The organism is Agrococcus sp. Ld7, from assembly GCF_045064095.1.
GTDB lineage: Bacteria > Actinomycetota > Actinomycetes > Actinomycetales > Microbacteriaceae > Agrococcus.
Genome location: NZ_JBISGY010000034.1, coordinates 32,247 through 56,096 on the forward strand (window position 1 = coordinate 32,247; position 23,850 = coordinate 56,096).

The 23,850-nt window shown below is 71.1% G+C and carries 27 protein-coding genes; 12 read left to right on the forward strand and 15 right to left on the reverse strand.

All coding sequences use genetic code 11. The features are described 5' to 3' along the window. Positions 1-24: 24 nt before the first annotated feature. From ACJJVL_RS10925 to ACJJVL_RS10940, 4 genes are read right to left on the reverse strand one after another with little or no spacing between them, the layout of a single operon-like run. Complete coding sequence (locus tag ACJJVL_RS10925; RefSeq protein WP_405218696.1) at positions 25-1,311, reverse strand: dihydrolipoamide acetyltransferase family protein; 1,287 nt, start codon at positions 1,309-1,311, stop codon at positions 25-27. Between the two features lie 13 nt (positions 1,312-1,324). Further along, on the reverse strand, positions 1,325-2,287 hold the full coding sequence (locus ACJJVL_RS10930) for an alpha-ketoacid dehydrogenase subunit beta (RefSeq protein WP_405218822.1): 963 nt from the start codon (positions 2,285-2,287) through the stop codon (positions 1,325-1,327). A 20-nt stretch (positions 2,288-2,307) separates the two neighbouring features. After that, on the reverse strand, positions 2,308-3,411 hold the full coding sequence (locus tag ACJJVL_RS10935) for a thiamine pyrophosphate-dependent enzyme (protein WP_405218697.1): 1,104 nt from the start codon (positions 3,409-3,411) through the stop codon (positions 2,308-2,310). 23 nt (positions 3,412-3,434) lie between these two features. After that, a complete protein-coding gene (locus tag ACJJVL_RS10940; RefSeq protein ID WP_405218698.1) occupies positions 3,435-4,493 on the reverse strand; it encodes a histidinol-phosphate transaminase in 1,059 nt (352 codons plus the stop codon). A gap of 59 nt (positions 4,494-4,552) precedes the next feature. On the opposite strand from ACJJVL_RS10940, the gene ACJJVL_RS10945 reads away from it, so the two are divergent. Further along, positions 4,553-4,957 (forward strand): phage holin family protein, encoded by a 405-nt coding sequence (locus ACJJVL_RS10945; RefSeq protein ID WP_405218699.1) that lies wholly within the window; start codon positions 4,553-4,555, stop codon positions 4,955-4,957. Between the two features lie 10 nt (positions 4,958-4,967). Here ACJJVL_RS10945 and ACJJVL_RS10950 read toward each other — a convergent pair whose 3' ends face one another. Then, positions 4,968-6,452, reverse strand: coding sequence for a hypothetical protein (locus ACJJVL_RS10950; RefSeq protein ID WP_405218700.1), 1,485 nt, complete (start codon positions 6,450-6,452; stop codon positions 4,968-4,970). Then, positions 6,449-6,715 carry a hypothetical protein gene (locus ACJJVL_RS10955; protein WP_405218701.1) on the reverse strand — a complete coding sequence of 89 codons (267 nt, stop codon included), beginning with the start codon at positions 6,713-6,715 and terminating at the stop codon, positions 6,449-6,451. The genes ACJJVL_RS10950 and ACJJVL_RS10955 overlap by 4 nt, the downstream gene beginning before the upstream one ends. A 230-nt stretch (positions 6,716-6,945) precedes the next feature. Between ACJJVL_RS10955 and ACJJVL_RS10960 the strand changes: the two genes are divergently transcribed. Genes ACJJVL_RS10960 through ACJJVL_RS10975 form a run of 4 tightly spaced genes read left to right on the forward strand, consistent with a single transcriptional unit; the run spans position 6,946 to position 10,503 of the window. After that, positions 6,946-7,458: a low molecular weight protein-tyrosine-phosphatase gene (locus ACJJVL_RS10960; protein ID WP_405218702.1), complete on the forward strand. Its 513-nt coding sequence runs from the start codon at positions 6,946-6,948 to the stop codon at positions 7,456-7,458. A 7-nt stretch (positions 7,459-7,465) separates the two neighbouring features. Further along, the gene (gene purB, locus ACJJVL_RS10965) at positions 7,466-8,848 is read left to right on the forward strand and encodes an adenylosuccinate lyase (protein ID WP_405218823.1); all 1,383 of its coding nucleotides are present in this window, start codon (positions 7,466-7,468) and stop codon (positions 8,846-8,848) included. 47 nt (positions 8,849-8,895) lie between these two features. Next, positions 8,896-9,456, forward strand: a complete 561-nt coding sequence (locus ACJJVL_RS10970; protein ID WP_405218703.1) for a GAD-like domain-containing protein — start codon at positions 8,896-8,898, stop codon at positions 9,454-9,456. 30 nt (positions 9,457-9,486) lie between these two features. After that, positions 9,487-10,503: a zinc-binding dehydrogenase gene (locus ACJJVL_RS10975; RefSeq protein ID WP_405218704.1), complete on the forward strand. Its 1,017-nt coding sequence runs from the start codon at positions 9,487-9,489 to the stop codon at positions 10,501-10,503. 70 nt (positions 10,504-10,573) lie between these two features. On the opposite strand, the gene ACJJVL_RS10980 is transcribed toward ACJJVL_RS10975, so the two are convergent. The 7 genes from ACJJVL_RS10980 to ACJJVL_RS11010 all read right to left on the reverse strand — a co-directional run bounded on the left by ACJJVL_RS10980 (position 10,574) and on the right by ACJJVL_RS11010 (position 15,270). Further along, a complete protein-coding gene (locus tag ACJJVL_RS10980) occupies positions 10,574-12,079 on the reverse strand; it encodes a catalase (RefSeq protein WP_405218705.1) in 1,506 nt (501 codons plus the stop codon). Continuing rightward, on the reverse strand, positions 12,076-12,522 hold the full coding sequence (locus ACJJVL_RS10985; protein ID WP_405218706.1) for a Fur family transcriptional regulator: 447 nt from the start codon (positions 12,520-12,522) through the stop codon (positions 12,076-12,078). The genes ACJJVL_RS10980 and ACJJVL_RS10985 overlap by 4 nt, the downstream gene beginning before the upstream one ends. Before the next feature lie 91 nt (positions 12,523-12,613). Continuing rightward, the gene (locus tag ACJJVL_RS10990) at positions 12,614-12,853 is read right to left on the reverse strand and encodes a hypothetical protein (RefSeq protein WP_405218707.1); all 240 of its coding nucleotides are present in this window, start codon (positions 12,851-12,853) and stop codon (positions 12,614-12,616) included. Between the two features lie 47 nt (positions 12,854-12,900). Beyond that, positions 12,901-13,764, reverse strand: coding sequence for a sulfurtransferase (locus ACJJVL_RS10995; protein WP_405218708.1), 864 nt, complete (start codon positions 13,762-13,764; stop codon positions 12,901-12,903). Positions 13,765-13,826: 62 nt separating this feature from the next. Continuing rightward, positions 13,827-14,435, reverse strand: a complete 609-nt coding sequence (locus ACJJVL_RS11000) for a hypothetical protein (RefSeq protein ID WP_405218709.1) — start codon at positions 14,433-14,435, stop codon at positions 13,827-13,829. Further along, the gene (locus ACJJVL_RS11005; protein WP_405218710.1) at positions 14,432-14,689 is read right to left on the reverse strand and encodes an ABC transporter ATP-binding protein; all 258 of its coding nucleotides are present in this window, start codon (positions 14,687-14,689) and stop codon (positions 14,432-14,434) included. Before ACJJVL_RS11005 ends, ACJJVL_RS11000 begins: the two co-directional genes overlap by 4 nt. Continuing rightward, the gene (locus tag ACJJVL_RS11010; protein ID WP_405218711.1) at positions 14,686-15,270 is read right to left on the reverse strand and encodes a hypothetical protein; all 585 of its coding nucleotides are present in this window, start codon (positions 15,268-15,270) and stop codon (positions 14,686-14,688) included. The genes ACJJVL_RS11005 and ACJJVL_RS11010 overlap by 4 nt, the downstream gene beginning before the upstream one ends. 62 nt (positions 15,271-15,332) lie before the next feature. Between ACJJVL_RS11010 and ACJJVL_RS11015 the strand changes: the two genes are divergently transcribed. The 3 genes from ACJJVL_RS11015 (at position 15,333) to ACJJVL_RS11025 (ending at position 17,556) form a co-directional block, all read left to right on the forward strand. Then, positions 15,333-16,553 (forward strand): amidohydrolase, encoded by a 1,221-nt coding sequence (locus tag ACJJVL_RS11015; RefSeq protein ID WP_405218712.1) that lies wholly within the window; start codon positions 15,333-15,335, stop codon positions 16,551-16,553. A 101-nt stretch (positions 16,554-16,654) separates the two neighbouring features. Continuing rightward, positions 16,655-17,230 carry an NADPH-dependent FMN reductase gene (locus ACJJVL_RS11020; protein ID WP_405218713.1) on the forward strand — a complete coding sequence of 192 codons (576 nt, stop codon included), beginning with the start codon at positions 16,655-16,657 and terminating at the stop codon, positions 17,228-17,230. Positions 17,231-17,274: 44 nt separating this feature from the next. Continuing rightward, a complete protein-coding gene (locus ACJJVL_RS11025; RefSeq protein ID WP_405218714.1) occupies positions 17,275-17,556 on the forward strand; it encodes a YciI family protein in 282 nt (93 codons plus the stop codon). A gap of 10 nt (positions 17,557-17,566) precedes the next feature. On the opposite strand, the gene ACJJVL_RS11030 is transcribed toward ACJJVL_RS11025, so the two are convergent. Together ACJJVL_RS11030 and ACJJVL_RS11035 are read right to left on the reverse strand one after the other, a co-directional pair. Next, positions 17,567-18,457, reverse strand: coding sequence for an Fpg/Nei family DNA glycosylase (locus ACJJVL_RS11030; protein ID WP_405218715.1), 891 nt, complete (start codon positions 18,455-18,457; stop codon positions 17,567-17,569). A 32-nt stretch (positions 18,458-18,489) separates the two neighbouring features. Further along, positions 18,490-19,542: an NYN domain-containing protein gene (locus tag ACJJVL_RS11035; RefSeq protein ID WP_405218716.1), complete on the reverse strand. Its 1,053-nt coding sequence runs from the start codon at positions 19,540-19,542 to the stop codon at positions 18,490-18,492. A 117-nt stretch (positions 19,543-19,659) separates the two neighbouring features. Between ACJJVL_RS11035 and ACJJVL_RS11040 the strand changes: the two genes are divergently transcribed. From ACJJVL_RS11040 to ACJJVL_RS11055, 4 genes are read left to right on the forward strand one after another with little or no spacing between them, the layout of a single operon-like run. Beyond that, positions 19,660-20,817 carry an ABC transporter ATP-binding protein gene (locus ACJJVL_RS11040; protein WP_405218717.1) on the forward strand — a complete coding sequence of 386 codons (1,158 nt, stop codon included), beginning with the start codon at positions 19,660-19,662 and terminating at the stop codon, positions 20,815-20,817. A gap of 27 nt (positions 20,818-20,844) precedes the next feature. After that, entirely contained in the window at positions 20,845-22,035 is a 1,191-nt protein-coding gene (locus ACJJVL_RS11045) for a spermidine/putrescine ABC transporter substrate-binding protein (RefSeq protein WP_405218718.1), read from the forward strand. After that, positions 22,028-22,975, forward strand: a complete 948-nt coding sequence (locus ACJJVL_RS11050; protein ID WP_405218719.1) for an ABC transporter permease — start codon at positions 22,028-22,030, stop codon at positions 22,973-22,975. Before ACJJVL_RS11045 ends, ACJJVL_RS11050 begins: the two co-directional genes overlap by 8 nt. Next, positions 22,972-23,850 carry an ABC transporter permease gene (locus tag ACJJVL_RS11055; protein WP_405218720.1) on the forward strand — a complete coding sequence of 293 codons (879 nt, stop codon included), beginning with the start codon at positions 22,972-22,974 and terminating at the stop codon, positions 23,848-23,850. Before ACJJVL_RS11050 ends, ACJJVL_RS11055 begins: the two co-directional genes overlap by 4 nt.

Below are 23,850 nucleotides of genomic sequence, written 5' to 3' on the forward strand. Positions count from 1 at the left end.
CGCCGGGTGTGCGCTGCAGAGCCGTCAGTCGAGCAGCAGCGCCGGCTCCTCCAGGATCGACGCGACGTCGGCGACGAAGCGGCTGATGACGTCGCCGTCGATCGCGCGGTGGTCGAACGAGCCGCCGACGGTCGTCACCCAGCGCGGTCGCACCTCACCATCGACCACCCACGGCTTCTGCCGGATCGTGCCGAGCGCGATGATGCCCGTCTCGCCCGCGTTCAGGATCGGCGTGCCGGTATCCATGCCGAAGACGCCGATGTTCGTGATGGTGAACGTGCCGTGCTGCAGCTGGGCCGGCTGCGTGCGGCCCTCGCGCGCCGTGGCGGTCAGCTCCTGCAGCGCGAGGGCGAGCTCGCGCAGCGACATGTCCTGCGCATCCTTCACGTTCGGCACCAGCAGCCCCCGCGGCGTGGCAGCCGCGATGCCGAGGTTCACGTAGTGGTGCACCACCAGCTCGTCACCGGTGAAGGTGGAGTTCACCTGCGGTGACCTGCGGATCGCCCACAGGATCGCCTTCGCCATCACCAGCAGCGGCGACACCTTCACGTCGGCGAAGTCGCTCGAGACCTTCAGCCGCTTGACGAACTCCATCGTGCGCGTGGCATCGACGTCGGTGAACACCGACACGTGGGGCGCCGTGAACGCCGACTCGACCATGCCCTGCGCGATCACCTTGCGCACGCCCTTCACGGGGATGCGCTCCTCGCGACCGCCCGACCACGCTGGGGCGTCGAGGTTGCGGAACACGGTGGCCTGCTTGGCTGCCTGCACGACATCGTCGCGCGTCACCTCGCCCGCGAGGCCCGAGCCCTCGACAGCGGTGAGATCCACGCCCAGGTCCTTGGCGAGCTTGCGGGTCGGCGGCTTCGCGATCACGCCGGAGGCGGATGCCGCAGGGACCGACGCGGGCCGCACCGGCGTGACGGGCGCAGGCACGTCGCGCACCGTCCTGGGCTTCCGCCTGCGCGTCTCGGCGCCGCCGCGGACGCCATAGCCGACCAGCACGGCGCCGCCGTCCTCGTCCTCGGTGACGGTGGCGGCGGTGTCCTGCGCCGTCTCCACCGCGTCCACATCGCCCCCAGAGACGCGGATGATGGGCGAGCCGACCTCGACGGTCTGGCCCTCCTCCACCAGCAGCGCCTCGACCGTGCCCTCGAACGGGCTCGGCAGCTCGACGAGCGACTTCGCCGTCTCGACCTCCAGCAGCACGTCGTTGACGCGCACGGTGTCGCCGGGCTTCACCCGCCACGTGACGATCTCGGCCTCGGTGAGGCCCTCACCCGGATCGGGCAGTCGGAACTCCTGCATGTGCGTCCTTCCGTCAGTAGGCCATGGCGCGATCGACCGCATCGAGCACGCGGTCGGCGTCCGGCAGGTAGATGTCTTCGAGCTGCGCGGGCGGGAAGGGGGCGTCGAACCCCGACACGCGCAGCACGGGAGCCTCGAGCGAGTAGAAGGCGCGCTCCGCGATCGTCGCGGTGACCTCGCTGCCGACCGAGACGTGCCCGGGCGCCTCCTGCGCGACGACCACGCGGCCGGTGCGACGGGCAGAGCCGACGAGCGTCTCCCAGTCGACGGGCGAGAGGGAGCGCAGGTCGACGACCTCGCACGAGGTTCCCTCACCCTCGGCGATCTGCGCCGCCTGCAGCAGCACGTGCACCATGGCTCCGTGCCCGATGAGCGTGACGTCCGTACCTGGGTGCGCGATGACCGCGCGGTGCAGGTCGACAGCAGGCTTCTCCAGCACCTCGCCCTTCGACCAGTACTTCGACTTCGGCTCCATGAAGATCACGGGGTCGTCGCTCTCGATCGCCTGCCGCAGCATCCAGTGCGCGTCGTTCGCGGTCGAGGGGCTCACGACCCGCAGGCCGGCGGTGTGCGCGAAGTACGCCTCGGGGCTCTCCTGGTGGTGCTCGACGGCGCCGATGTGGCCGCCGTAGGGGATGCGGATGACGATCGGCATGCGCACGGCGCCGCGATGCCGAGCGGTCATCTTCGCCAGCTGCGAGACGATCTGGTCGAAGCCGGGGTAGACGAAGCCGTCGAACTGGATCTCGATCACCGGGCGGTAGCCGCGCATGGCGAGGCCGATCGCGGTGCCGATGATGCCCGACTCGGCGAGCGGGGTGTCGAGCACCCGATCCTCGCCGAACTCGGCATGCAGGGCGTCGGTGACGCGGAAGACGCCGCCGAGCGGCCCGATGTCCTCGCCCATCAGCAGCACCCGTTCGTCGGCGCGCATCGCCGCGCGCAGCGCCGAGTTCAGCGCCTTCGCGATCGGCATGGTGGTTGCCGGCGTCGCGCTCACGCGTCGCTCCCGAAGCCGGCCTCGAACTCGGCCAGCTGGCGCTTCTGCTCGGTCATGAGCGGATGCGGCTCGGCGTAGACGAAGTCGAAGATGTCGTCGCTGGCGGCTACGCCTGCGGCGAGCGCCTCTCGTCGCATGTCGGCGGCAAGATCGTCGGCCTGCTGCTGCTGCTCAGCGAGCAGCGCGTCGGTCACGCCGAGCGCGCGCAGGTGCGTGGCGAGGCGCGCGATGGGGTCGCGGCGTCGCCACGACTCCTCCTCGTCGCTCGTGCGGTAGCGGGTGGGGTCGTCGCTCGTCGTGTGCGCACCCATCCGATAGGTGTCGGCCTCGATGTAGCCGGGCTCGCCCTGCCGGGCCGCATCCAGCATCCGGCGGGTCACCGCGAAGGAGGCGAGCGGGTCGTTGCCGTCGACCCATGCCGCCCCCAGCCCGAAGCCGCGCGCGCGCTCATGCAGCGGGAAGCGGCTCTGCCGGGTGGACGGCACCGAGATCGCCCACTTGTTGTTCTGCACGAAGAAGACGATGGGCGCACGGTAGCTCGCCGCGAAGACCAGGCCCTCGCTCGCATCGCCCTGGCTGGCTGCGCCGTCGCCGTAGAACGCCATGACGGCCTCGTCGGTCGACGCATCGCCGGTGCCGCACGCGCCGTCGAGACGGATGCCCATGGCGTAGCCGGTGGAGTGCAGCGCGTGCGTGGCGATCACGAGCGAATAGATGCGCATGCCGCGCACCTCGAGCGGATTCCAGCCGCCGTGGCGAGCGCCGCGGAAGATGTCGATGATCTGCTGCATCGTCACCCCGCGGTGCAGCGCCAGCAGGTGCTCGCGGTACGACGGGAAGATCGTGTCCTGGTCGCGGGCGGCCCAGGCTGCGCCGACCTGTGCGCCCTCCTGACCGATCGAGGGCACCCAGAGACCCAGCTTGCCCTGCCGCTGCAGGTGTCCGGCCTCGATGTCGAAGCTGCGTGTGCGCACCATCTCGCCGTGCATCGCGAGGCGGTCGTCGACGCTCAGCTGCGCCGAGAGCTCGCGCCACGGCGCGTTCGCGTCGGTCTCGACCAGTGAGCCGTCCGCGTCGAGCAGCCGGATGGGTTCAGGCACCGCCGACGTTGCGAGCGGTGGGGTCACTGCAGCGCCTGGATCGCCTTGGCCGCCGCGAGGATGTGCTCATCGGCCTCCGGCTCACCGACCGAGATGCGCGTGCCGTCGGAGAACACCTTCGCGACGATGCGGTTGGCATCGAGGATGTCCTGGATCGCCGCCTCCTGCCCGGGCTCGGACGGGATCCAGAAGAAGTTCGCGTAGGGCTTCGGAGCCGGCACCCCGGCGTCGATGAGCCTCCGCCACAGTGCGTCGCGCTGATCGGCCAGCACGTCGATGCGGCTGAACGTCTCGCCGACATGCTGCAGCGCGGCGATCGCAGCGCTGGAGGCGAGCGCCGTCTGCGACAGCGGCACGCCGCACAGGTCGGCCGCGCGCAGCACCCGCGGGTCGCCCACCGCGTAGCCGACACGGAGACCCGCGAGGCCATGCGCCTTCGAGAAGGTGCGGAGCACGACCAGGTTGTCGTGCGCGCGCTGCAGACCGATGCCATCGACGGTGGGCTCCCGCACGAACTCGATATATGCCTCGTCGAGCATGATCAGCACATCCGCAGGAACGCGGGCGATGAAGGCGTCGAGCGCATCGGCGTCGACGATCGTGCCGGTGGGGTTGTTCGGGCTGCAGACGATCACCGCACGCGTGCGATCGGTGATGGCAGCAGCCATGGCGTCGAGGTCGTGGCGGTGCTCGGCGTCGACCGGCACCTCGATCGCCGTCGCGCCCCCGGTGCGGACGAACAGCGGGTAGGCGTCGAACGAGCGCCACGCGTAGATGACCTCGTCGCCGGGGCCGGCGACCGCGTGGATGAGCTGCTGCAGCAGCGTGGCTGAGCCGTCGCCGATGAGGATGCGGTCGGTGTCGACGCTCAGCTCGTCGGCGAGCGCTGACTTGAGGTCGGGGGCCCCGGGTCGCGGATAGCGGTTGACGCGCTCCGCCTCGCGCTGCACCGCCTCGACCACCGCGGGCAGCGGGGGGAAGGGGTTCTCGTTGCTGGAGAGCTTGAAGCTCCCCTGCGGCGCTGGCCGCCCCTGCTGGTAGGGCGGCACGGCCGCGATCTCTGGTCGAAGTCGCACAGTCACAGCCTCAGGCTATTGCGAGCCTCGCCTCTCGCGCGGGATATGGGTGCGAGAATCGTGGCATGCGCTTCCTGCTCCGCGTCGTCTTCACCGCCGTTGCGATCTGGCTCGTGACCTTGTTCGTGAGCGGCGTCCACATCGTCTCGTTCGGTGATGCGTGGTGGCAGATCGCTCTCACGACGCTCGGCGTGGCGCTGGTGTTCGCGCTCGTCAACGCGACGCTCGGCAACCTGATCCGCATCGTGGCGTTCCCGATCTACATCCTCACGCTCGGCATCGTCGCCCTGTTCGTGAATGCGTTCCTGCTCATGATCGTGCACTGGATCTCCGGCCTGGTCGGCTACGGCATCCGTGTCGACAGCTTCTGGTGGGGCATGCTCGCGGCCGTGTGCATCGCATTCCTCACCTGGTTCATCACCATCGTCACGCGCCCGATCTTCGGCAAGGAGCGACCGCGCGAGCGCTGAGCGCGCACGGTCAGCGTCGCCGAATCCTCACGCTGAGCGCGGCGACCCCGGTCCCACCTGCGGTGGCCGCGGCGAGTCGGGCGCGGTAGTCGTCGTAGGCGAAGTCGTCCAGCCGCTCGAGGGTGTCGACGTACTCGAGCCCGGAGTGCCGCGCCAGGGGCCCGGTGCCGTGGCCGCCCGCGCTCGCAGCCATCGTCGTGTGCACTCGCGGCTCGTCGCCCCAGCCGTCCAGCGCGGGCACCAGGTCGCCCCGATGCGCGACGCTGAAGACCGCCACCCCCGGCGGGATCTCGGCTGCGCCGACCGGCCCGCCCACCAGCAGCGCGGTCTCGACGTCGAACTCGCCGGATGCCGCCACATTCGCGACCGCGCCAGCACCCTGCGAGAAGCCGAACAGGTCGACGGCATCGCCGGGGCCGACGCCCGCTGCGCGCATCGCTTCTGCGACTGCCGCGTCGGAGCCGTGCAGCCGGTCGCCGACCGCACCCGTGTTCTCGAGGTTCGCGCGCATGTCGAGGCCGCTCGACGGATCCGGTGCGATCGTCTGCGTGCCGCGCACGAACACCTGGAAGCGGCGGGAGCCATCGGGCATGCGATGCTCGTGGATCGTCACCTGCTCCTCCTGCTCGATGATCACGCGCATCGCGTCCGCCGGATCGTCGATCGGCTGGCTCGGCGGCCGAACCGGCCTCGAGAAGACCGCGTGCACCCGCCCGCCTCCGGTCGCGAGCCCGGCACCTGCGGCACCGGTCAGCGCCATCAGGCCGAAGACCTCGTCGTCGCCGATCGCAGATTCCATCGCCGAGGCGACCGGCAGCGGCACGCCGAGCAGACCCGCCACCGCCTCGTCGCTCGACTCGATCGCGAGCGCGAGCGCGCCGACGAAGACAGGGTTGGCCATGAGCACCTCTCCTGCGCGCTCCCAGAACGCGGAGGTGTCCGCCAGGAAGCGCTCGAGATCGATTCCCGCCCGCCGCGCCTGTGCCGTCACGCGCGCCAGTGCGCCCGGGCTGCCCAGCAGCAGCCGCGCCGCCAGCGGCACGGCCACCAGCCCGATCGCGACCGCCCAGGGTGCTGTCGCGAACACCGCTGTGCGGACGGTGGCGCCCAGCGCGAAGGCGACGGTGCCCGCAACCTCCTCGATCCGGTGCCGCACCGCGTCCGATGCCCACTCGTAGGCGCGGCCGGCCAGTTGCGTCTCGTCGTGCAGGCGACCGAGCTCGTCCGCCAGCTGCTGCGTGGCCAGGACGCGTGCATCGATCTCGGCCGCGCAGCGCCGCAGCGACGCGCCGTGCAGCACACCCGAGGCGGCCGTCGCCAAGTCGGGCGCCGAACGCAGGGCGCGGACCGCGGCCTCGACCTGCCGCTGCGCATCGCGCAGCCGTGCGCAGGCAATGCCGGTCACCGTCGGATCCCAGCCGCTCTGCTTCGATCCGACGCTGAAATTGCCGAGCGGCCCGCCGAACGAGCCTCCACCGCCGCTCCACCCGCTCACATGGCCCCCTCGATCGCGAGCGCCAGCACGCGCAGCCCGCCGGTCTCGGCGATCAGCCGCGAGCGCAGCGCCTCGCCGCGCGCGTCGAAGGCGTCGCGCGCCGGACCCAGCCAGGCCTCCTGGCCGCGCAGCACCGCGAGGCCCGCCGCGTCGTCGAGCATCCGCGCTGCTCGGTGCACCGCCCAGATCGCATCGTGAGCCTGAGCGACCGCGTGGGCGCGGCTGGCGGCCTGAGCGGCGGCCGCGGGATCAATCGTGGTCATGGGTGCGCCTCCATCGCCGGGGTTGCCGCGCACTGTCGCATGGGCGGGTCGCGGTGCGCGGCGGGTGGAGGTGGGACTGTGGAGAGCTTGGTCTCGTGACGCGTGCGGCCTTCGGCCGCGCGCTCCTCGACCGACGGGGCTGGTGCGGCCGCGCGCTCCTCGACCGACGAGGCTGCTGCGGCCGCGCGCTCCACGACCGACGGGGGCGCGGGGTGCGCCAGAATGGTGGGGTGACCATCGACCGGGAGTTCGCCGATGCGACGCGCTTCCGTGTCGCCTTCGTCTGCACCGGCAACATCTGCCGCTCGCCGATGGCCGCCACCGTCTTCGAGCACCTCGCGAAGCAGCACGGCGTCGCCGACCGGCTGCTGGTCGCCAGCTCCGGCATCAGCGAGTACCACGTGGGCGAGACCGCCGACCCGCGCACGCTCGCGGCGCTGAACGATGCCGGCTACGACGCCGTCGACCACCGCGCCAAGCAGTTCAACGTGGAGTGGCTCGACGCCTTCGATCTCGTGATCGCGTTCGATCGGGGCCAGGAGCGGGCGCTGCGCTCGCTCGCCCGGAGCGACGAGCAGGAGTCGAAGATCCGCCTGCTGCTGTCGTTCGACCCCGAATCGACGGCGCTCGACGTGCCGGACCCCTACTACTCGGAGGACGAGTTCTTCGGCACCGTCCTGCACCAGATCGAGACCGCCGTCGGCAGGCTCTTTCGCCAGATCCAGCCCGCCATGCGCGCCTGAAGGAGCCATCATGACGCTGCCCATCCAGCCCCTCTCGCCCCTCGACGGCCGCTACCAGCGGCAGACCTCGGCGTTGGCCGAGCACCTCTCGGAGGCCGGGCTCAATCGCGCCCGCGTGCACGTCGAGGTGGAGTGGCTGCTGTGGGTCGCCGAGCACCGACTGTTCGGCGCGGAGCCTGTCGACGCGGACGCCGCGGCGGCGCTGCGGCAGTGGGCGGCCGCCTTCGGCCAGACCGAGATCGACGCTCTCGCCGAGAAGGAGGCCGTCACCCGCCACGACGTGAAGGCCGTGGAGTACCTGGTGCGCGATCGGCTCCAGCAGCTCGGCCTCGAGCGCCTCTCGGAGGCCGTGCACATCGCCTGCACCAGCGAGGACATCAACAACCTCTCCTACGCGCTCACGATCCGCTCGGCGGTGCAGGAGGTGTGGATGCCCGCGTTCCGCGCCGTGATCGACCGACTGCGCGAGCTGGCGCTCGAGCAGCGCGACCGCCCCATGCTGTCGCTCACGCACGGCCAGCCCGCCACCCCCACCACGCTCGGCAAGGAGCTCGCCGTCGTCGCGTGGCGGCTGGAGCGTCAGGCGACGCGCATCGACGGGGTGGAGGTGCTGGGCAAGTTCTCCGGCGCCACCGGCACCTTCTCTGCGCATGTGGTCGCTGAGCCCGACGCGGACTGGCCGGCCACCGCATCCGCGTTCGTCGAGCACCTGGGGCTCGTGTGGAATCCGCTGACGACCCAGATCGAGTCGCACGACTGGCAGGCAGAGCTCTTCGGCGCCATCTCACACGCGGGCCGGATCCTGCACAACCTCGCGACCGACGTGTGGACGTACATCATGCTGGGCGCGTTCACGCAGATTCCGGTCGCAGGCGCCACCGGCTCGTCGACGATGCCGCACAAGATCAACCCCATCCGCTTCGAGAACGCCGAGGCCAACCTCGAGATCGCCTCGGCCCTGCTGGAGTCGCTCTCGGCGACGCTCGTCACCAGCCGCCTGCAGCGCGACCTCACCGACTCGTCGACGCAGCGCAACATCGGCGTCGCGCTCGGCCACTCGCTGCTCGCGCTCGACAACCTGCGCCGTGGGCTCAGCGAGATCGCGGTCTCGGATGCCGCGCTCGACGCTGCACTGGAGGGCAACTGGGAGGTGCTGGCCGAGGCGATCCAGACGGTGATCCGAGCAGAGGTGCTCGCGGGCAACTCGCAGATCGCCGACCCCTACGCGCAGCTCAAGGAGCTCACGCGCGGCCAGCGCGTCGGTCAGGAGCAGCTGGTCGCGTTCGTCGACGGTCTCGACATCTCGGATGCCGCGAAGCAGCGCCTGCGCCGCCTCACCCCCGGCACCTACACGGGCGTCGCGAGCGCGCTCGTCGACCGCCTGCCGTAGGCCGCGGGCACTGGCAGGCACCGCACCGCGCTCGCTACGGTCGAAGCGTGCTCGAGATCGACGACTTCGTACCGCACGGCCCGGTGCAGGCGGCAACGTTCGACGCCTACGACGGACGGGTGCCCGCAGAGATCATCGAGCTCTGGCACCGCTACGGCTACGGCTCGTTCGGCGAGGGTTTCCTGCGGCTGATCGACCCCGGCGCATACGAGGGACGCATCGGCAACCTGCTCGGCAAGATGATCGGCGAAGGCCCCGCGGTGCCGATCATGGTCACGGCGCTCGCCGATGTGGTGCTGTGGGAGCCCGACCGCGGGGTCGCCGGCCTGCTGCTGCGGCGGCGGCGCGCCGTCGGCCTCGGCTCGCGGCCGCGCACCCTGCTGCACCTGACGTCCAAGCACGGCGCGGCGCACCTGGCGCGTGCGTTCGACTGGGCGCCCTACCCGGACGCGGTGGCGCGGCACGGGGTGCCCCCGTACGACCAGGTGCTCGCGCATGTGCCTCGGCGATCCGACGATCCGCCGCCCGCGCTCGACGCGCTCGAGCTGCACCCGGCGCTGGCAGCCGTGGAGGCGCTGCTCGAGCGGCAGGGACCGATCCTGCACTGACGACACCGCCGGCAGTGCCAGGCTGGAGCCATGCGAGCGACCATCCTGTACGCCCCCGGCCACGTCCGCGTCGAGTCCTGGGCTGACCCATCCATCGAACGACCCACCGACGCGATCGTGCGTGTGGTCGCCGGCTGCGTCTGCGGCTCCGATCTGTGGCCGTACCGCGGCGCGAACCCTGTGAGCGAGCCGCGGACCATCGGCCACGAGGCGATCGGCGTCGTGGAGGCGGTCGGCGCCGAGGTCGAGCGCGTGCGCACGGGCAACTTCGTCGTCGTGCCGTTCAACCACTGCTGCGGCCGCTGCGTGCACTGCCTCGCCGGGCAGACGCAGGGCTGCGTCGAATTGGCGATGACCGCGAGCGGGCAGGCCGAGCTGACCCGGGTCACGAACGCCGACGCGACCTGCTTCGTGCTCGACGCCGCGCCCGACCCCGCGCAGCATGCGGCGGTGCTGGCGCTCAGCGACGTGCTGCCCACCGGCTACCACGCGGCGGTCTCCGCAGGCGTTGCACCCGGATCGACCGCCGTGGTCGTCGGTGACGGCGCCGTGGGCCTGTGCGGCGTGCTGTCGGCGCGGCGGTTGGGCGCGGAGCGCATCATCGCCCTCAGCCGCAATCCCCAGCGCCAGCGCATCGCAACCATCTTCGGCGCCACCGACCTGGTGCCCGATCGCGGCGACGACGCCGTCGAGGCGGTGCTCGAGCTCACCGACGGTGTGGGGGCGGATGCGGTGCTCGAGTGCGTGGGCACCGGTGAGTCGATGCGCACGGCGTTCCGGGTCGCCCGCCCTGGGGCGACCGTCGGCTTCGTGGGCGTGCCGCACGGCACGGAGATCCCGTGGTCCACCGCGTTCCGCAACAACATCGGACTGCGCGGCGGCATGGCACCGGTCGTGCGCTACCTGCCCGAGCTGGCGCCCGCCGTGCTCGCGGGCGAGCTCGACGCATCCGCCGTCTTCGACCTGGAGCTGCCGCTCGAGCAGGCGCCGCAGGGCTATGCGGCGATGGACGAGCGGCGCGCCGTGAAGGTGCTGCTGCGCCCGTGACGACGCCGATCCCGCAGCGCGACGCGGCCCGCGCCGGTGGGAACCAGCGCCGGCCGCGGTGCGGGATGGACTAGACGACGGCGGGCGTGCGCACCGGCTCCGACGCGAGCGACGTGCGCGGCTCGCTGATGGGCTCGAGGCCCGCTTCGACGCGCGCGCCGAGGCCGGCGTCGACCTGCTTCCAGTACTGGATGGCGCGCTCGCGGATCTCCGGCACCCGCGTCTTGCCCACGTGGCCGACGATGTTCGCGACCAGGCGCTCGCGCTCCGCGTCGGTCAGCACCTCGCGCACGAGCGTGCCGGCCTGGCCGAAGTCGTCGTCCTCGGGGTGCAGCGTGGCCGCGGCGCGCACGAGCTCGCCGTCGTTCTGCCACCCGCGGTCGTCCCCTGCCGCAGCCGCGTCCGCTGCCGGTCCGCCGAAGGAGTTCGGCGCGTAGACGGGTGTGCTCGGTGAGCGGAAGGTGTGGCGCAGCTGGCCGTCCTTGTCGTAGGAGTCGACCTCGGTCGCCCGCGCGCGGTTCACCGGCAGCTCTGCGTGGTTCGCACCGATGCGGTACCGGTGGGCGTCGGCGTAGCTGAAGATGCGAGCCTGCAGCATCTTGTCGGGGCTGGCCGCGATGCCAGGCACGAAGTGCGCGGGGCTGAACGCGGCCTGCTCGATCTCGGCGAAGTAGTTCTCGGGGTTGCGATCCAGCGTCATCTGACCGACTTCGATGAGCGGGTAGTCGCCGTGCGGCCACACCTTCGTCAGGTCGAACGGGTTGAAGCGGTAGCTCGCCGCATCCTCGTACGGCATGACCTGCACGGACAGCGTCCAGGAGGGGTGGTCGCCGTCCTCGATCGCCGAGTAGAGGTCGCGGATGTGGTGGTCGGCATCGCTTCCCGCGAGCTCGTCGGCCTCGGCCTGCGTGAGGTAGTCGTTGCCCTGGTTGGTCTTGAAGTGGTACTTCACCCAGAAGCGCTCGCCCGCGGCGTTGATCCACTGGTAGGTGTGCGAGCCGAATCCATCCATGTTGCGCCAGGTCTTCGGCAGCCCGCGGTCACCCATGAGCCACGTCACCTGGTGCGCCGACTCGGGCGAGAGGCTCCAGAAATCCCACTGCATGTCGTTGTCGCGCAGGTTGGAGCCCGGCAGGCGCTTCTGCGAGTGGATGAAGTCGGGGAACTTGATGCCGTCGCGGATGAAGAACACGGGCGTGTTGTTGCCGACCAGGTCGTAGTTGCCCTCGCTGGTGTAGAACTTCAGCGAGAAGCCGCGCGGGTCGCGCCAGGTGTCGGGGCTGCCCTGCTCGCCGGCGACGGTGGAGAAGCGCGCGAGCATCTCGGTCTCGACGCCCGGCTGGAAGAGCGCAGCGCGGGTGTACTGCGACACGTCGTGCGTCGTGACGAATCGGCCGTAGGCACCGCCGCCCTTGGCGTGCACCACGCGCTCCGGCACGCGCTCTCGGTTGAAGTGCGCGAGCTTCTCGACCAGGTAGTGGTCGGTGAGCGCGATCACGCCGTCGGCGCCGACGCTCTGCGAGTGCGCGTCGCTGCCGATGGGGGTGCCGACGCTGTTCGTGGTGGGTGTCGTCATGTATCGCTCCGTTTCGTGTCAAGGATCTGGGTCTGCGCGCACGTGGCGCAGATGCCGACGAAGGTCACCTCTGCAGCGAGCACCGTGAAGCCGGTGGGCGCATCGGCGTGCAGGCACGGCGCCTCGCCCACGACGCAGTCGACATCGTCGATCCGGCCGCAGCGGGAGCAGACCGCGTGGTGGTGGTTGTCGTCGATGCGCCGCTCGTAGCGCGCGGCCGAGCGTGCGGGCGCGAACCGGCGGACGATGCCGGCCGCTGTGAGGTCGCCGAGCACGTTGTGCACGGACTGCACACTGGTGTCGTGCCCCTGCGCTGCCAGCGTGCGGTGCACGCTCTCGGCGTCGGCGTGCGGTCGCTGCTCGAGCACGTCGAGCACCGCGAGGCGGCCCTGCGTCACGCGCAGTCCGCGCGCGCGCAGCAGTTCGCCATCGGCCTTCGTCATGACTCCAGCGTAGCCGCTATCGTGAACCGATCAAAATAAGAACCGTCGACGGCACGGCGCACCAGGCCCGCGAGGCGCCGGGCCGTGCTCGCTACTGCTCGCGGCGCAGCTGCTGGCGGGCGGCGAGGTCGTGGGCGATCGAGGTGGCCTCGTCGCGCAGCTCGTCGTCGTGCAGCTCACCGGCCTGCACCTGCTGCACGAGCTGGCGGAACGCGGGGATCTCCATGAGCGCCTTGAGGCCGTCCGCCGCCTGCTCCGGGTGGTCGGTGGGCAGGCTCGCGGCTGCGGCGTCGTAGTCGAGCTCGAACGGTTCCTGCGGCTGCTCACTCATGCCGCGAGCGTACCCGGCGCTCCCGCAACGGAGGCGCGGCTGTCGCCTCACGCGCCCCCGACGACCGGCCTCCCGGATTCCCGGTGACCCCACTGCGACCAGGAGCCGTCGTAGACCGTGACGGGCCGGCCGGCGCAGGTGGCCGCGAGCGCGATGACCGCCGCCGTGACGCCGGAGCCGCAGCTGGCGATGATGGGGGCATCGCTCGCCGCGTCGTGCAGCTGCTCGGCGAGCGCCGCCGGAGGCAGCATCCGCCCGCCAGGGGCGAGCGTCGCATACGGGAGCGAACGAGCGCCCGGCATGTGCCCGGCGCGGACCTCGGCGCGCGGATCGGGCTCGGCACCGCTGAACCTCGCGGCCGAGCGCGCGTCGAGCACCACGGAGCCGCCGTCCGCGAGCGCGTCGGCGGTCGTGTCGGCGTCGACGAATGCCGATCCATCCCATGCGACCGTCACGTCGCCGGCGCGGCCGGTCGACGCCGCGACCCGGGCGACCGGATGCCCAGCCTCGATCCAGGCGGGCAGGCCGCCGTCGAGCACGGCCGCCTCGATCCCTGCCGCGCGCAGCATCCACCAGGCGCGCGCGCTCGAGAAGATGCCCATCGCATCGAGGACGACGATGCGATCGCCGTCGCGGACGCCGAGCGCGCGCAGCTCGCGCTCGAAGTCGGCGGGCGCGAGCATGTCGTGCGCGCCCACCGGTCCCAGGCCGTCGCTCGCCTCCTGTCGCGACATCCGCCCCTCGATGTCGAAGCGCACCGCACCCGGCACGCTGTCGGGCGGCAGGGCTGCCGCGCTGTCGGGCGGCAGGGCTGCCGCGCTGCCGGGCGGTGCCATCGAGGCGTCGAGCACGAGCAGGCTCGGGTCGCCGAGGTGCTGAGCGAGCCAGTCGACGGTCACGAGGGCATCCATGCGGCCATGGTGGCAGAACGCGCACCGGCCGGGTGCAGCCGCTGCAATCGTGCCGAACCCGATCAGTGCTGCTCGTCGGGGAACGCCGTGATGATCTGGCCCGAGCCGAGGCCGAACCCGACCGTCACCACCCAGGAGCGCTCGACCCGCTCGTCGTCGACGAGCTCGACCAGCACGTCGTAGTTGACGATGTCGTCGCGGTACGCCTCAACGCGCGTCGGCTCCTCAAGGGCTCGGTCGATCGCGAACCAGGCGACGTCCTCCCAGTCGGCGCCGACCGGATCGGCGAGCTCGCCGAAGTCGCGCGTATGGCCGTCGGCGATGTGGCGCCAGCCGGCACCGGACGCGTTGCCGCAGGTCATGGTGGCGCTGCCCGCCGGCACGTCGAGCTCCGGCCAGGGTGCGCGGTCGAACTCCTCGAGCGCCTCGCGCCCCGCCACGGACTCGCAGGCGCCGTCGGGGTCGACGTCGTCCGCGATCGGATCGAAGACGAGGCCCGCGACGGTGAGGTGCGGGCCATCAGCGGTGGCCGGTCGCGCGTCCCCTCCGCCCGCGGCGGTCGTGACCGACGGCTGCGCAGCGCCATCGTCGGCGCCCGTGACGGCGGTGCATCCGACGAGCAGCAGCGTGGGCACGAGCAGGGCGACCGGCAGCGGGCGCCGGCAACTCACGGCTCGAAGCCCTCGCGCTTGTCGAGGTCGGCCGACGCCCGACCCTTCGGCTTCACGGACAGCATGAGCGTTGCCGTCAGCAGCAGCGTGGCGATGAACCCGATGCCCCCGAAGACGAGCGCGAGCGTCAGATCGCGCACGGTGAGCATGACGACCAGTCCGATGAACAGGCCGGAGACGGCGGCGAAGACGATGTACTCGAAGGGCTTGAGCCGCTGGCGGCGACTGGGGTCGGTGGGATGCTGGGGGCTCATGCGCTGCTCCGCTCGGTTGTGGGTGTGCGGGCCGGGCGGGCGGAGAGAGCCGCGACCGCGTGGAAGACGCCGACGATGACGGCGTAGGCGCCGAGGAGCCCGGTGAGGGTGACGGGGTCGCGCAGGAACGCGTAGACGGCGCCGAGGATGAGCGTCAGCGCTCCGACCACGAGCCAGTCGCGTGTGAGCTGTCGCGAGCGCGGCTCGGTGACCGATCGCATGCCCCACCAGCCGTGCAGCTCGAGCAGCCCCGCGGGGATCGCCCACAGTGCCACCGCGAGCCCGAGCATCGCCGCGGTGGGTGCGGCGATCGCGAGCGCGGTCGCGATGACCGCGCCGATCCCCGACCACCAGGCGAGACGCACCGGCCAGCGGCCCGCGCCGCTCGGCACGTTCCCGCGGGTGGCCCACAGCGCCGCAGCGCTGCCCGCGAGCAGCAGGGCGAGTGCGATGAGACCCACGATCGGCGCGTGCAGCTGGATGAAGGGCAGCGGCAGGCCCACGACGAGCGCGGGCACGGCTCGCAGCGCAGGGAGGTGCCAGTGGCGCGACCCCTGCGAGGCGACGGACGTGGCGGTCACGGCTGCTCCTCACGGTTCAGCCCCAATCCTACCCGCGAGCTGGCGCGGCGTAGCCTGACCCCATGACGCTGGACACGCACCGACCGTTCATCGAGGAGCTCTACCGCGAGCTGCACGCGAGCCCGGAGCTCTCGCTGCGGGAGCATCGCACTGCCGCCCGGATGGCGGAGCTGCTGCGGGAGGCAGGTTTCGAGGTGCACGAGCAGGTCGGCACCGCCACTGGTGTGGTCGGCGTGCTGCGCCGCGGTCGGGGCCCGACGGTGCTGCTGCGGGCCGACATGGACGGCCTGCCGGTCACCGAGGTCGAGCAGGTGCCCTACCGCTCGACGGTCGTCGACGAGCTCGCCGGGGCACCGGTCGGCGTCATGCACGCCTGCGGCCACGACACCCACATGGCGTCGCTGCATGGCGCGCTGCGCATCCTCGCCGACCAGGAGGACTGGTCCGGCACGATCATCGCCGTCTTCCAGCCCGCGGAGGAGACCATGGACGGCGCCCTCGGCATGCAGGACGCGCTGCGCGAGCTGTTCCCCGATCGGATCGACATCGCACTCGGCCAGCACGTCATGCCCGAGGCGGCAGGCACGGTGCTCACCGCCGGGGGTCCCGTGATGGCAGCGAGCGACCACTTCGTCGTGACGGTGCGCGGCCGCGGCGGCCACGGCTCGCAGCCGGAGAAGACCATCGATCCGATCGTGCTCGCCGCGAGCATGGTGCTGCGGCTGCAGACGATCGTGTCGCGCGAGGTGGCACCCTCCGACCAAGCGGTCCTGACGATCGGCACCTTCCACGCGGGCACGCGGCAGAACATCATCCCCGAGACCGCCAGGTTCGAGATCAATATCCGCACGTTCGACGACCGCGTGCGCACCCGCATGATCGCGGCGATCGAGCGCATCGTGCAGGGTGAGTGCGCCGCGGCCGGCGCGCCGGCGGCGACCATCGAGACGGGCGAACGGGCACCGCTCACGATCAACGACCGGGATGCCGCCACGGCCGTGGGGGCCGCGTTCGACGACGTGTTCGGCGACCGGCACGTGCCGCAGACGCCGCTGCTCGGCTCAGAGGACTTCAACTACCTCCCGGACACCTGGGGCGCCCCCTCGGTCTACTGGTTCTATGGCGGCTTCGATCCGCAGCTCGTCGCCGAGGCGACCGCGCGCGGCACGGCCGACGCGGATGTGCCCTCGAACCACTCCCCCGACTTCATCCCGGTGCTGCAGCCGACCCTCGACACCGCCACGACGGCCATGGTGACCGCGGCGCGGGCCTTCCTCGCCTGACGCCGTCTCAGCCCGGGAATACCCCTCAGCACCGCGCGTTCTGGCTCTCGGGCGCAGCGCGGACGCGCGCCCCAGCACCCACCACACTCTTGAGGAGCACCATGTCTGCACGTCCCCGAATCGGCATCATCGTCGGCAGCACCCGCCCCGTGCGGGTCGGGCGACCCGTCGCCGACGAGCTCGTCAGCATCATCGAGACGGCGGGAGCCGACGCGGTGATGCTCGACCTGGCCGAGCAGCGCCTGCCGCTGCTCGACGAGGCGCTGCCGCCGGCATCGGGCGTGCGCACGAACGACCACACGATCGCTTGGGCGGAGCAGATCGACGCCCTCGACGGCATCGTCTTCCTCACCCCCGACTACAACTCCGGCTACCCGGCAGCGCTCAAGAACGCCATCGACTACCTCAAGGCCGAGTGGGAGGGCAAGCCCGCCGCGATCGTCTCCTATGGCTGGGCCGGGGGCCGCTCGGCTGCCGCGCAGCTCGCGTCGGTGCTGCGCTACATCGGCGTCGCGCTGCAGGGAGCGGGCGTGCAGATGCCGTTCCAGTCCACCGACTTCGACGAGTCCATGCGCATGGTGGACGCTCCCGCGTTCGTCGCTCGCTCGCGCGACGAGCTGCAGGCAAGCATCGAGCTGGTGGTCGCCGCGGCTGCCGACGAGCTGGTCGCCGTCTAGTCCCGGATGCGGCGGCATGCGTCGCCAGTGCCTAGGCTGAGCGCATGATCGCCGTCATCCTCTCGTTCTCCGACGACCCGGCCCGCCTCGAGCTGCGCCCCGCGCATCGCGAGAAGGCTGCGGCACTGGTCGCCGACGGCACGCTCGCCGCCGGCGGCCCGTTCGCCGATCAGTCAGGGGCGCTGCTGCTGTTCTCGACCGACGACATGGGCGCTGTCGAGGCGGCACTCGCCGACGACCCCTACTACTCCGCGCCAGGGGTGCGGGTCGCCACGGTGCAGCCGTGGACCGTCGTCTCGGGCGGGGTCGTCGCCCACTCGGACTGATCCCTGCTGCCTAGCGGCGCACCCCGAGACGCGACAGCACGCGATCGGAGAGCGGCTTGCCACCCGTCTGGCACGTCGCGCAGTACTCGAGCGTCGAGTCGGCGTAGATGACCTGGCGCACCGTGTCGCCGCAGGCGGGGCATGCCTCGCCCTTGCGGCCGTGCACGCGCATGCGCTGCCGCTTCTCGGCCTTCAGCGACGACGCCGGCACACCGGCGGCATGCTCGACGGCCTCTTGGAGCACCTGCCGCAGTGCCGCGTAGAGCCGGTGCACCTCGTCCGCGGGCATCGACGCGGGGTGGAACGGCGACATCGCCGCTGCGTGCAGGATCTCATCCGAGTAGGCGTTCCCGATGCCCGCGATGCGCTGCTGATCGCGCAGCACACCCTTGATCTGCGCGCGCCCTGCAGCGGCGAGGATGCCCGCGAAGCGCTCCTCGGTGAAGTCGGCAGCCAGGGGCTCCGGCCCCAGCGTCGCGATCGAGAGCACCTGCTCCGGATGCTCGACGACGTGGATGGCGAGCCGCTTGCGCGTCGCCTGCTCCGTCACGTCGAAGCCGTCGCCGCCCGGAGGGTCCCCGTCCGTGGGCTCGAGCACCGCGCGCGCGGCCAGCGGACCCCTGCCGCGACCGGCCGTGGGCCGCGGCGCGGCCTCGCGCCAGCGGATCCAGCCGGAGCGGGCAAGGTGGATCACCAGATGCGGGCCGCTCTCGACCGAGAGCACCAGGTGCTTGCCGCGCCGAGCGACCCCGAGCACCGCCTTGCCGTGCAGCGCGGCGACCGGCGGTTCGACGGTCTTGAGCGCGGCGATCTCCAGCACGTCGATGCGGTGGATCGCGCGTCCGGTCAGCCGCGCGCCCAGGTCGAGGGCGAGCGCTTCGACCTCCGGCAGCTCGGGCATGCAGCCAGTGTGCACCCGGCGGCCGAATGCGGCTAGACCGTCTTGAGCTGCAGCAGGCGCGCCTGCCCCTCCTCGCGCATGTCCGCCAGGTCGGCGCGCGCCGTGACGAAGTCGGTGAACGACTTGTGGCCCAGCGACTTCTCGTTGAAGACAGGATCCATGCGCTTCATCTGCTCCTTGACGACATTGGCGTGCAGCCACTCGTCGTCGGACTTCTGGTGCAGGATCCGCAGGGCGCGCTCCAGCAGGCCGGTCGCGGCGTCGCCGCGCTCATCGGCCGACATCGCCACCTCATCCTGCCCCGCCGCCACCGACTCGGTCGTGGCGCGACGACGGCGGCGGGCCGGCGGCTGCTCGGGCTCGGGCTCCGCGTCGGGCACGGGCTCTGCAGCCGGCTCTGCCTTGTCCGCCGACTTGGCTCCGCCGACCTTGCCTCGCGTCTGCTTGCGCGCGGGTGCAGCCTCCGCCTCCGGCTGCTTCGGCTCGGGCTCGGGCTCCGGCTCGACGATCCGCACCGGCTCGATGCCTGGCAGCGCGTCGTAGTCGGCGAACTCGTCGCAGGCAGCCGCGAGCGACTTCGAGGTGCTGCCGGCGACGCCGATGCCCACCACGTAGCTGCCCAGCCGCTTGGCGCGCTGCGCGAGCGCGATGTAGTCGCTGTCACCGGCGACGATCACGACGTGCGTGATGTCCTCGAGCCGGAAGAGATCCTCCACGACGTCCACGGCGAGGCGGATGTCGGCGCCGTTCTTGAGCGCTCGGGTGGTGGGGAACATCTGCACGAGGTCGACAGCGCGCGCGAGCAGCTGGTCGCGATAGGCGGCATGCGCGGGCACCGACCAGTCGGCGTAGGCGCGGCTGAGCACGATCGAGCCGAAGCTGGAGGCGTAGTCGATGATGGCGCCGAGGTCGACGGTCGCCTGCTGGAAGCGCGTGCGCGCCTTCGACTCGCGACCATCGGTGGGCAGCGTGCGCACCTTGTCGGTGTGGAAGGCGCCGCGACCGTGCAGCTGGTCATAGCGGGAGATGAGGATGTTGTCGAAGTCGATGTAGACGGCGACGCGCGCCTCGAGGTCTGTTGGCATGGCTCCAGTGTGTCAGTCAGGTCACGGTTGCCGTGATTTGGTGCGCGAACCGCCGTCTTGTGCCTATGGTGTTGTCCATGTGCACAACGAAGCGCACATGACCGGGAAGGCCGATCTTTGTCGAACGCAGCAGACGCGACCCTCGCACCCGCAGCCAGCGAGACGGTGCGCGGGAGCATCCAGCTCGAGCACGTCACGAAGCGCTACGGCGATCACCTCGCCGTCGACGACCTCGTGCTCGACATCCGCGCAGGAGAGTTCCTGTCGCTGCTGGGCCCCTCCGGCTGCGGCAAGACCACCACGCTGCGCATGATCGCGGGCTTCGAGCACCCGGATGCCGGCGACATCCGCATCTCCGGCACGAGTGTGCTGGGCAGGCCGCCGCATCGCAGGGACGTCAACACCGTGTTCCAGGCGTACGCGCTCTTCCCGCACATGTCGGTCGCCGAGAACGTGGCGTACGGGCTCCAGCAGCGGCGCACGCCACGGGGCGAGATCCGCAGCAAGGTCACCGAGGCGCTCGAGATGGTGCAGATGCGCAGCTTCGCCGACCGCAGGCCGACGATGCTCTCGGGCGGTCAACAGCAGCGCGTCGCGCTCGCACGCGCCCTTGTCAACCGTCCCGCAGTGCTGCTGCTCGACGAGCCCCTCGGCGCACTCGACCGCAAGCTGCGCGAGGAGATGCAGCTGGAGCTGAAGCTGCTGCAGTCGCGGCTCGGCATCACGTTCGTCTTCGTCACGCACGACCAGGCCGAGGCGCTCTCGATGAGCGACCGCATCGCGATCATGCGCGAGGGCCGCATCGAGCAGCTGGGCGACCCCGACAGCGTGTACGCCCGGCCCGCATCCGCCTACGTCGCTGCGTTCGTCGGCCAGCAGAACTTCTTCGAGGGGGCGCTGATCGACTCCGGTCGCGGCATCGACGCGCACCACGTGCGGCTGCGCTCGGCTGACGACAGCCTCGCCTCCGGCCCCGGCATGGCCGCGGTGCGCCCCGAGCATGTGCGCGTCGAGCCCGATGGCCGCGATCCCTTGCCCGACGCGAACGCCGTGCGCGGCACGCTGCTGGGTATCTCCCACCTGGGCGAGACGAAGCAGTTCCTCGTGGGGCTGGGCGACGACCAGAGCATCGTCGTGCGGCAGCCGACCGCGCAATCGCTTGAGATGAGCACCGGCGACACGGTGCGCTGCTCATGGCTCGCGAGCGACGTGCACCTCTTCCCCGCGACGGATGCGGCGGCCGCCGGCGGCCGCATCGATCCCCCGACCGACTGATCCCCGCTCACCCCTCAGGAGGCAATGATGCCCGCTGGAAAGAACCCGATCCGCATCCTCGCGAGCGCCGAGGCCGTGCCGCTCATCGAGCGCGAGGTCTCGCGTCGCCGCTTCCTCAGCATCGCTGCGATCACGAGCGGCTCAGCGCTGCTCGCGGCCTGCACGCCCAGCGGAGGCGGCAGCCCCGCCGCCACGTCCGGCGCCTCGGGCGGCTCGCTCGAGCGCGAGCTGTCGATGTACACCTGGGGCGACTACGACGCCCCCGACGTGCTCTCCGGCTTCAGCGATGAGCTGGGCCCGACCATCCGGCTCGACTCGTTCAGCTCGAACGAGGAGATGATCGCGAAGCTGGTCGCCGCGCGCGGCACCTCCGGCTACGACGTCATCGTGCCGACCGGCTCCTTCATCCCGCAGATGATCGAGAACGAGCTGCTGACGCCGTTCAACAAGGAGCTGCTGCCCAACCTTGCGAACCTGGCCCCGCAGTACGTCGGGCGCGAATGGGATCCCGAGAACCAGTACTCGGTCTGCAAGGCGTGGGGCACGACGGGCTTCGTCTACGACAACACCGTGATCACGCGCGAGCTCTCGACCTGGGCCGATTTCCTCGATGCCGCCATGAACGAGGCGAGCGGCAGGACGACCCTGCTCGACGACCCCGCCGGCGTGCTCGGCCCGTTCTTCTGGCGCGATGAGATCGACTGGAACACCACGGATGAGGCGCAGCTGAACGCGTGCCGCGACTTCCTCGTGAACGAGCTGGCATCCCACATCGTCGCCTTCGACTCCTACCCGGGCGGCAGCGCGATCCCGCAGGGCACCCACGTGCTCATGCAGTCGTGGAACGGCGACGCGCGCCTGGGGATCATGGAGTCGCCGGATCCGGAGCGCTGGACCTGGGTGCTGCCGGGACCGGCCACCGAGCTGTGGATGGACAACTGGGCGATCGCCGCCGGTGCGCCGCACCCCGAGGCCGCGCACGCGTTCATCAACTGGTCGATGACCCCCGACAGCATGCTCGCGAACCTCGACTACATCGGCTACCACGTGGGCGGCAAGGATCTTGAGCAGGTCGCCGCCGATGCGGGCCTGGAGATGACCGACCTGCTGTTCTTCAGCGACGAGCAGCTCGCGACCATGCACGAGGGCGAGCTGAACGAGTCGCAGGGGCGTCGCGTCGAGATCTGGAACGAGATGAAGGCCGCTGCCGGTGCGTAGACGGTCGTTCGGCGCGCTGCTGGCACTGCCGGCGTGGTCCTGGCTCGCCCTCTTCTTCATCGCGCCCGTCGCGATGGTGCTCTGGTTCAGCTTCGGCTACAAGCCCGGTGTGTTCGGCACGCACGCGAACGACATCCTCTCCTTCGACCGCTATGTCGAAGCGCTCTCGCCCACGTTCGCGATGACCTTCCAGAACACCCTGTGGGTGGGGCTGCTCGGCACGCTGCTGTGCTTCCTGATCGGCGCGCCGGTCGCCTACTGGCTGGCGTTCAAGGTGCGGCCGGAGCGGCGCGGCATCATGCTCGCGCTCGTGCTCATCCCGTTCTGGACGAACTTCCTGATCCGCACCATCGGGTGGCAGGTGATCCTGGCACCCGAGGGATGGGCGTCCCAGGCACTCGAGGCGATCGGGCTCGGCCCGATCGACATCCTCTACACGCGATCGGCGGTGCTGCTGGGCGTGGTCTACAACTACCTGCCGCTCATGATCCTGCCGCTCTACGTCGCGTTCGACCGCGTGGGGCCCCAGGTGCGGGAGGCCTCGAAGGATCTGGGCGCCGGGTCGCTCGCGACCATCACGCGCGTGACGCTGCCGCTGTCGAAGCCCGGCATCATCGCGGGCGTGCTCTTGGTGTTCATCCCCCTGATGGGCGACTACATCACCGCGACCGTGCTCGGCGGCGCGCAGGGCAACATGGTGGGCCAGCTCGTCGCCAGTCAGTTCCAGACCGCGCAGAACTGGGCGCTCGGATCGGCGATGGCCGTCGTGCTCATGCTGGTGATCACGCTCACGATCGCCGTCTGCGGGCTGCTCCTGTGGCTGCTCGCGCTGCCGCTGCGCATGCGCGGCAGGCTCGTGCTGGGGCCGGAGCCCGAAGCATCGGTGGTCGACCGCGATGCCGCGCGGCGCCCCGAGCCCGTCGGCGGGATCGCGCGATGAGCGCCGCAGAGCCCCGCCCGGTGCAGGCACGGCGCCCCCACCGCTCGGGGAGCGACCTGGCGCTCTCGATCTGGGGCGTGCTGGTGCTGCTGTTCCTGTTCGCGCCGATCATCGTCATCTTCGTGCACTCGTTCAACGACGGGCGCCTGCTGGTGTCGTTCGACAGCTTCGGCTTCAACGCCTTCCGTGCGATCGTCGACAGCCCGGTCGTGCAGGACGCCGTTCGCGTCTCCGTCATCACGGCTGCGATCTCCGCGATCATCGCGACGTCGCTCGGCACGCTCGCGGGGATCGCGATGGCTCGGCACCCCGGTCGCTGGACGTGGTGGTTCCTCGGGCTGCTGCTGCTGGTCTCGGTGACGCCCGAGATCGTCGACGCGATCGCGCTGCTGCCCTGGTTCGTCTTCCTCGGCCAGGATGCGGGGATGCCGCTGTTCGACAACGGCTACGTGCGCCTGTCGATCGGCTCATCGCTGTTCGCGATGGCCATCGTCTCCTACATCGTGCGCGCTCGCCTGATCGGTCAGGAGGGCAACCTGGAGGAGGCATCCGGCGACCTCTACGCGACGCCGTTCACGACCTTCCGCCGCGTCACCCTGAAGCGGGCGATGCCCGCCGTGCTCGCCGGCTTCCTGCTCGCGTTCACGCTCAGCCTCGACAACACCATCATCGCCGCGTTCGTGCAGGTCTCGGGCACGACGCCGTGGCCCGTCTACGTGCTCTCTGCCGTGCGCTCCGGCCTGCGCCCGGAGATCGCGGCGGTGTCGACCATCATGCTCGTGCTCACGCTCATCGCCCTCGCGATCGTCGCCATGGTGCTGCGCCGCGCGGGCGACTCGGCGACCCAGATCGCGCGCACCATGACCGGCGGCTGA

What these genes read in the sequence shown, in the direction of transcription:
- ACJJVL_RS10955 (WP_405218701.1), bottom strand. Translation starts at nt 6,715, where the DNA reads ATGACCACGATTGATCCCGCGGCCGCCGCTCAGGCCGCCAGCCGCGCC.
- ACJJVL_RS11025 (WP_405218714.1), top strand. Translation starts at nt 17,275, where the DNA reads ATGATCGCCGTCATCCTCTCGTTCTCCGACGACCCGGCCCGCCTCGAG.
- ACJJVL_RS11020 (WP_405218713.1), top strand. Translation starts at nt 16,655, where the DNA reads ATGTCTGCACGTCCCCGAATCGGCATCATCGTCGGCAGCACCCGCCCC.
- ACJJVL_RS11035 (WP_405218716.1), bottom strand. Translation starts at nt 19,542, where the DNA reads ATGCCAACAGACCTCGAGGCGCGCGTCGCCGTCTACATCGACTTCGAC.
- ACJJVL_RS10995 (WP_405218708.1), bottom strand. Translation starts at nt 13,764, where the DNA reads ATGGATGCCCTCGTGACCGTCGACTGGCTCGCTCAGCACCTCGGCGAC.
- ACJJVL_RS10990 (WP_405218707.1), bottom strand. Translation starts at nt 12,853, where the DNA reads ATGAGTGAGCAGCCGCAGGAACCGTTCGAGCTCGACTACGACGCCGCA.
- ACJJVL_RS10985 (WP_405218706.1), bottom strand. Translation starts at nt 12,522, where the DNA reads ATGACGAAGGCCGATGGCGAACTGCTGCGCGCGCGCGGACTGCGCGTG.
- ACJJVL_RS10925 (WP_405218696.1), bottom strand. Translation starts at nt 1,311, where the DNA reads ATGCAGGAGTTCCGACTGCCCGATCCGGGTGAGGGCCTCACCGAGGCC.
- ACJJVL_RS11055 (WP_405218720.1), top strand. Translation starts at nt 22,972, where the DNA reads ATGAGCGCCGCAGAGCCCCGCCCGGTGCAGGCACGGCGCCCCCACCGC.
- ACJJVL_RS10980 (WP_405218705.1), bottom strand. Translation starts at nt 12,079, where the DNA reads ATGACGACACCCACCACGAACAGCGTCGGCACCCCCATCGGCAGCGAC.
- ACJJVL_RS10945 (WP_405218699.1), top strand. Translation starts at nt 4,553, where the DNA reads ATGCGCTTCCTGCTCCGCGTCGTCTTCACCGCCGTTGCGATCTGGCTC.
- ACJJVL_RS11030 (WP_405218715.1), bottom strand. Translation starts at nt 18,457, where the DNA reads ATGCCCGAGCTGCCGGAGGTCGAAGCGCTCGCCCTCGACCTGGGCGCG.
- ACJJVL_RS10975 (WP_405218704.1), top strand. Translation starts at nt 9,487, where the DNA reads ATGCGAGCGACCATCCTGTACGCCCCCGGCCACGTCCGCGTCGAGTCC.
- ACJJVL_RS11015 (WP_405218712.1), top strand. Translation starts at nt 15,333, where the DNA reads ATGACGCTGGACACGCACCGACCGTTCATCGAGGAGCTCTACCGCGAG.
- ACJJVL_RS11045 (WP_405218718.1), top strand. Translation starts at nt 20,845, where the DNA reads ATGCCCGCTGGAAAGAACCCGATCCGCATCCTCGCGAGCGCCGAGGCC.
- ACJJVL_RS11005 (WP_405218710.1), bottom strand. Translation starts at nt 14,689, where the DNA reads ATGAGCCCCCAGCATCCCACCGACCCCAGTCGCCGCCAGCGGCTCAAG.
- ACJJVL_RS10930 (WP_405218822.1), bottom strand. Translation starts at nt 2,287, where the DNA reads ATGCCGATCGCGAAGGCGCTGAACTCGGCGCTGCGCGCGGCGATGCGC.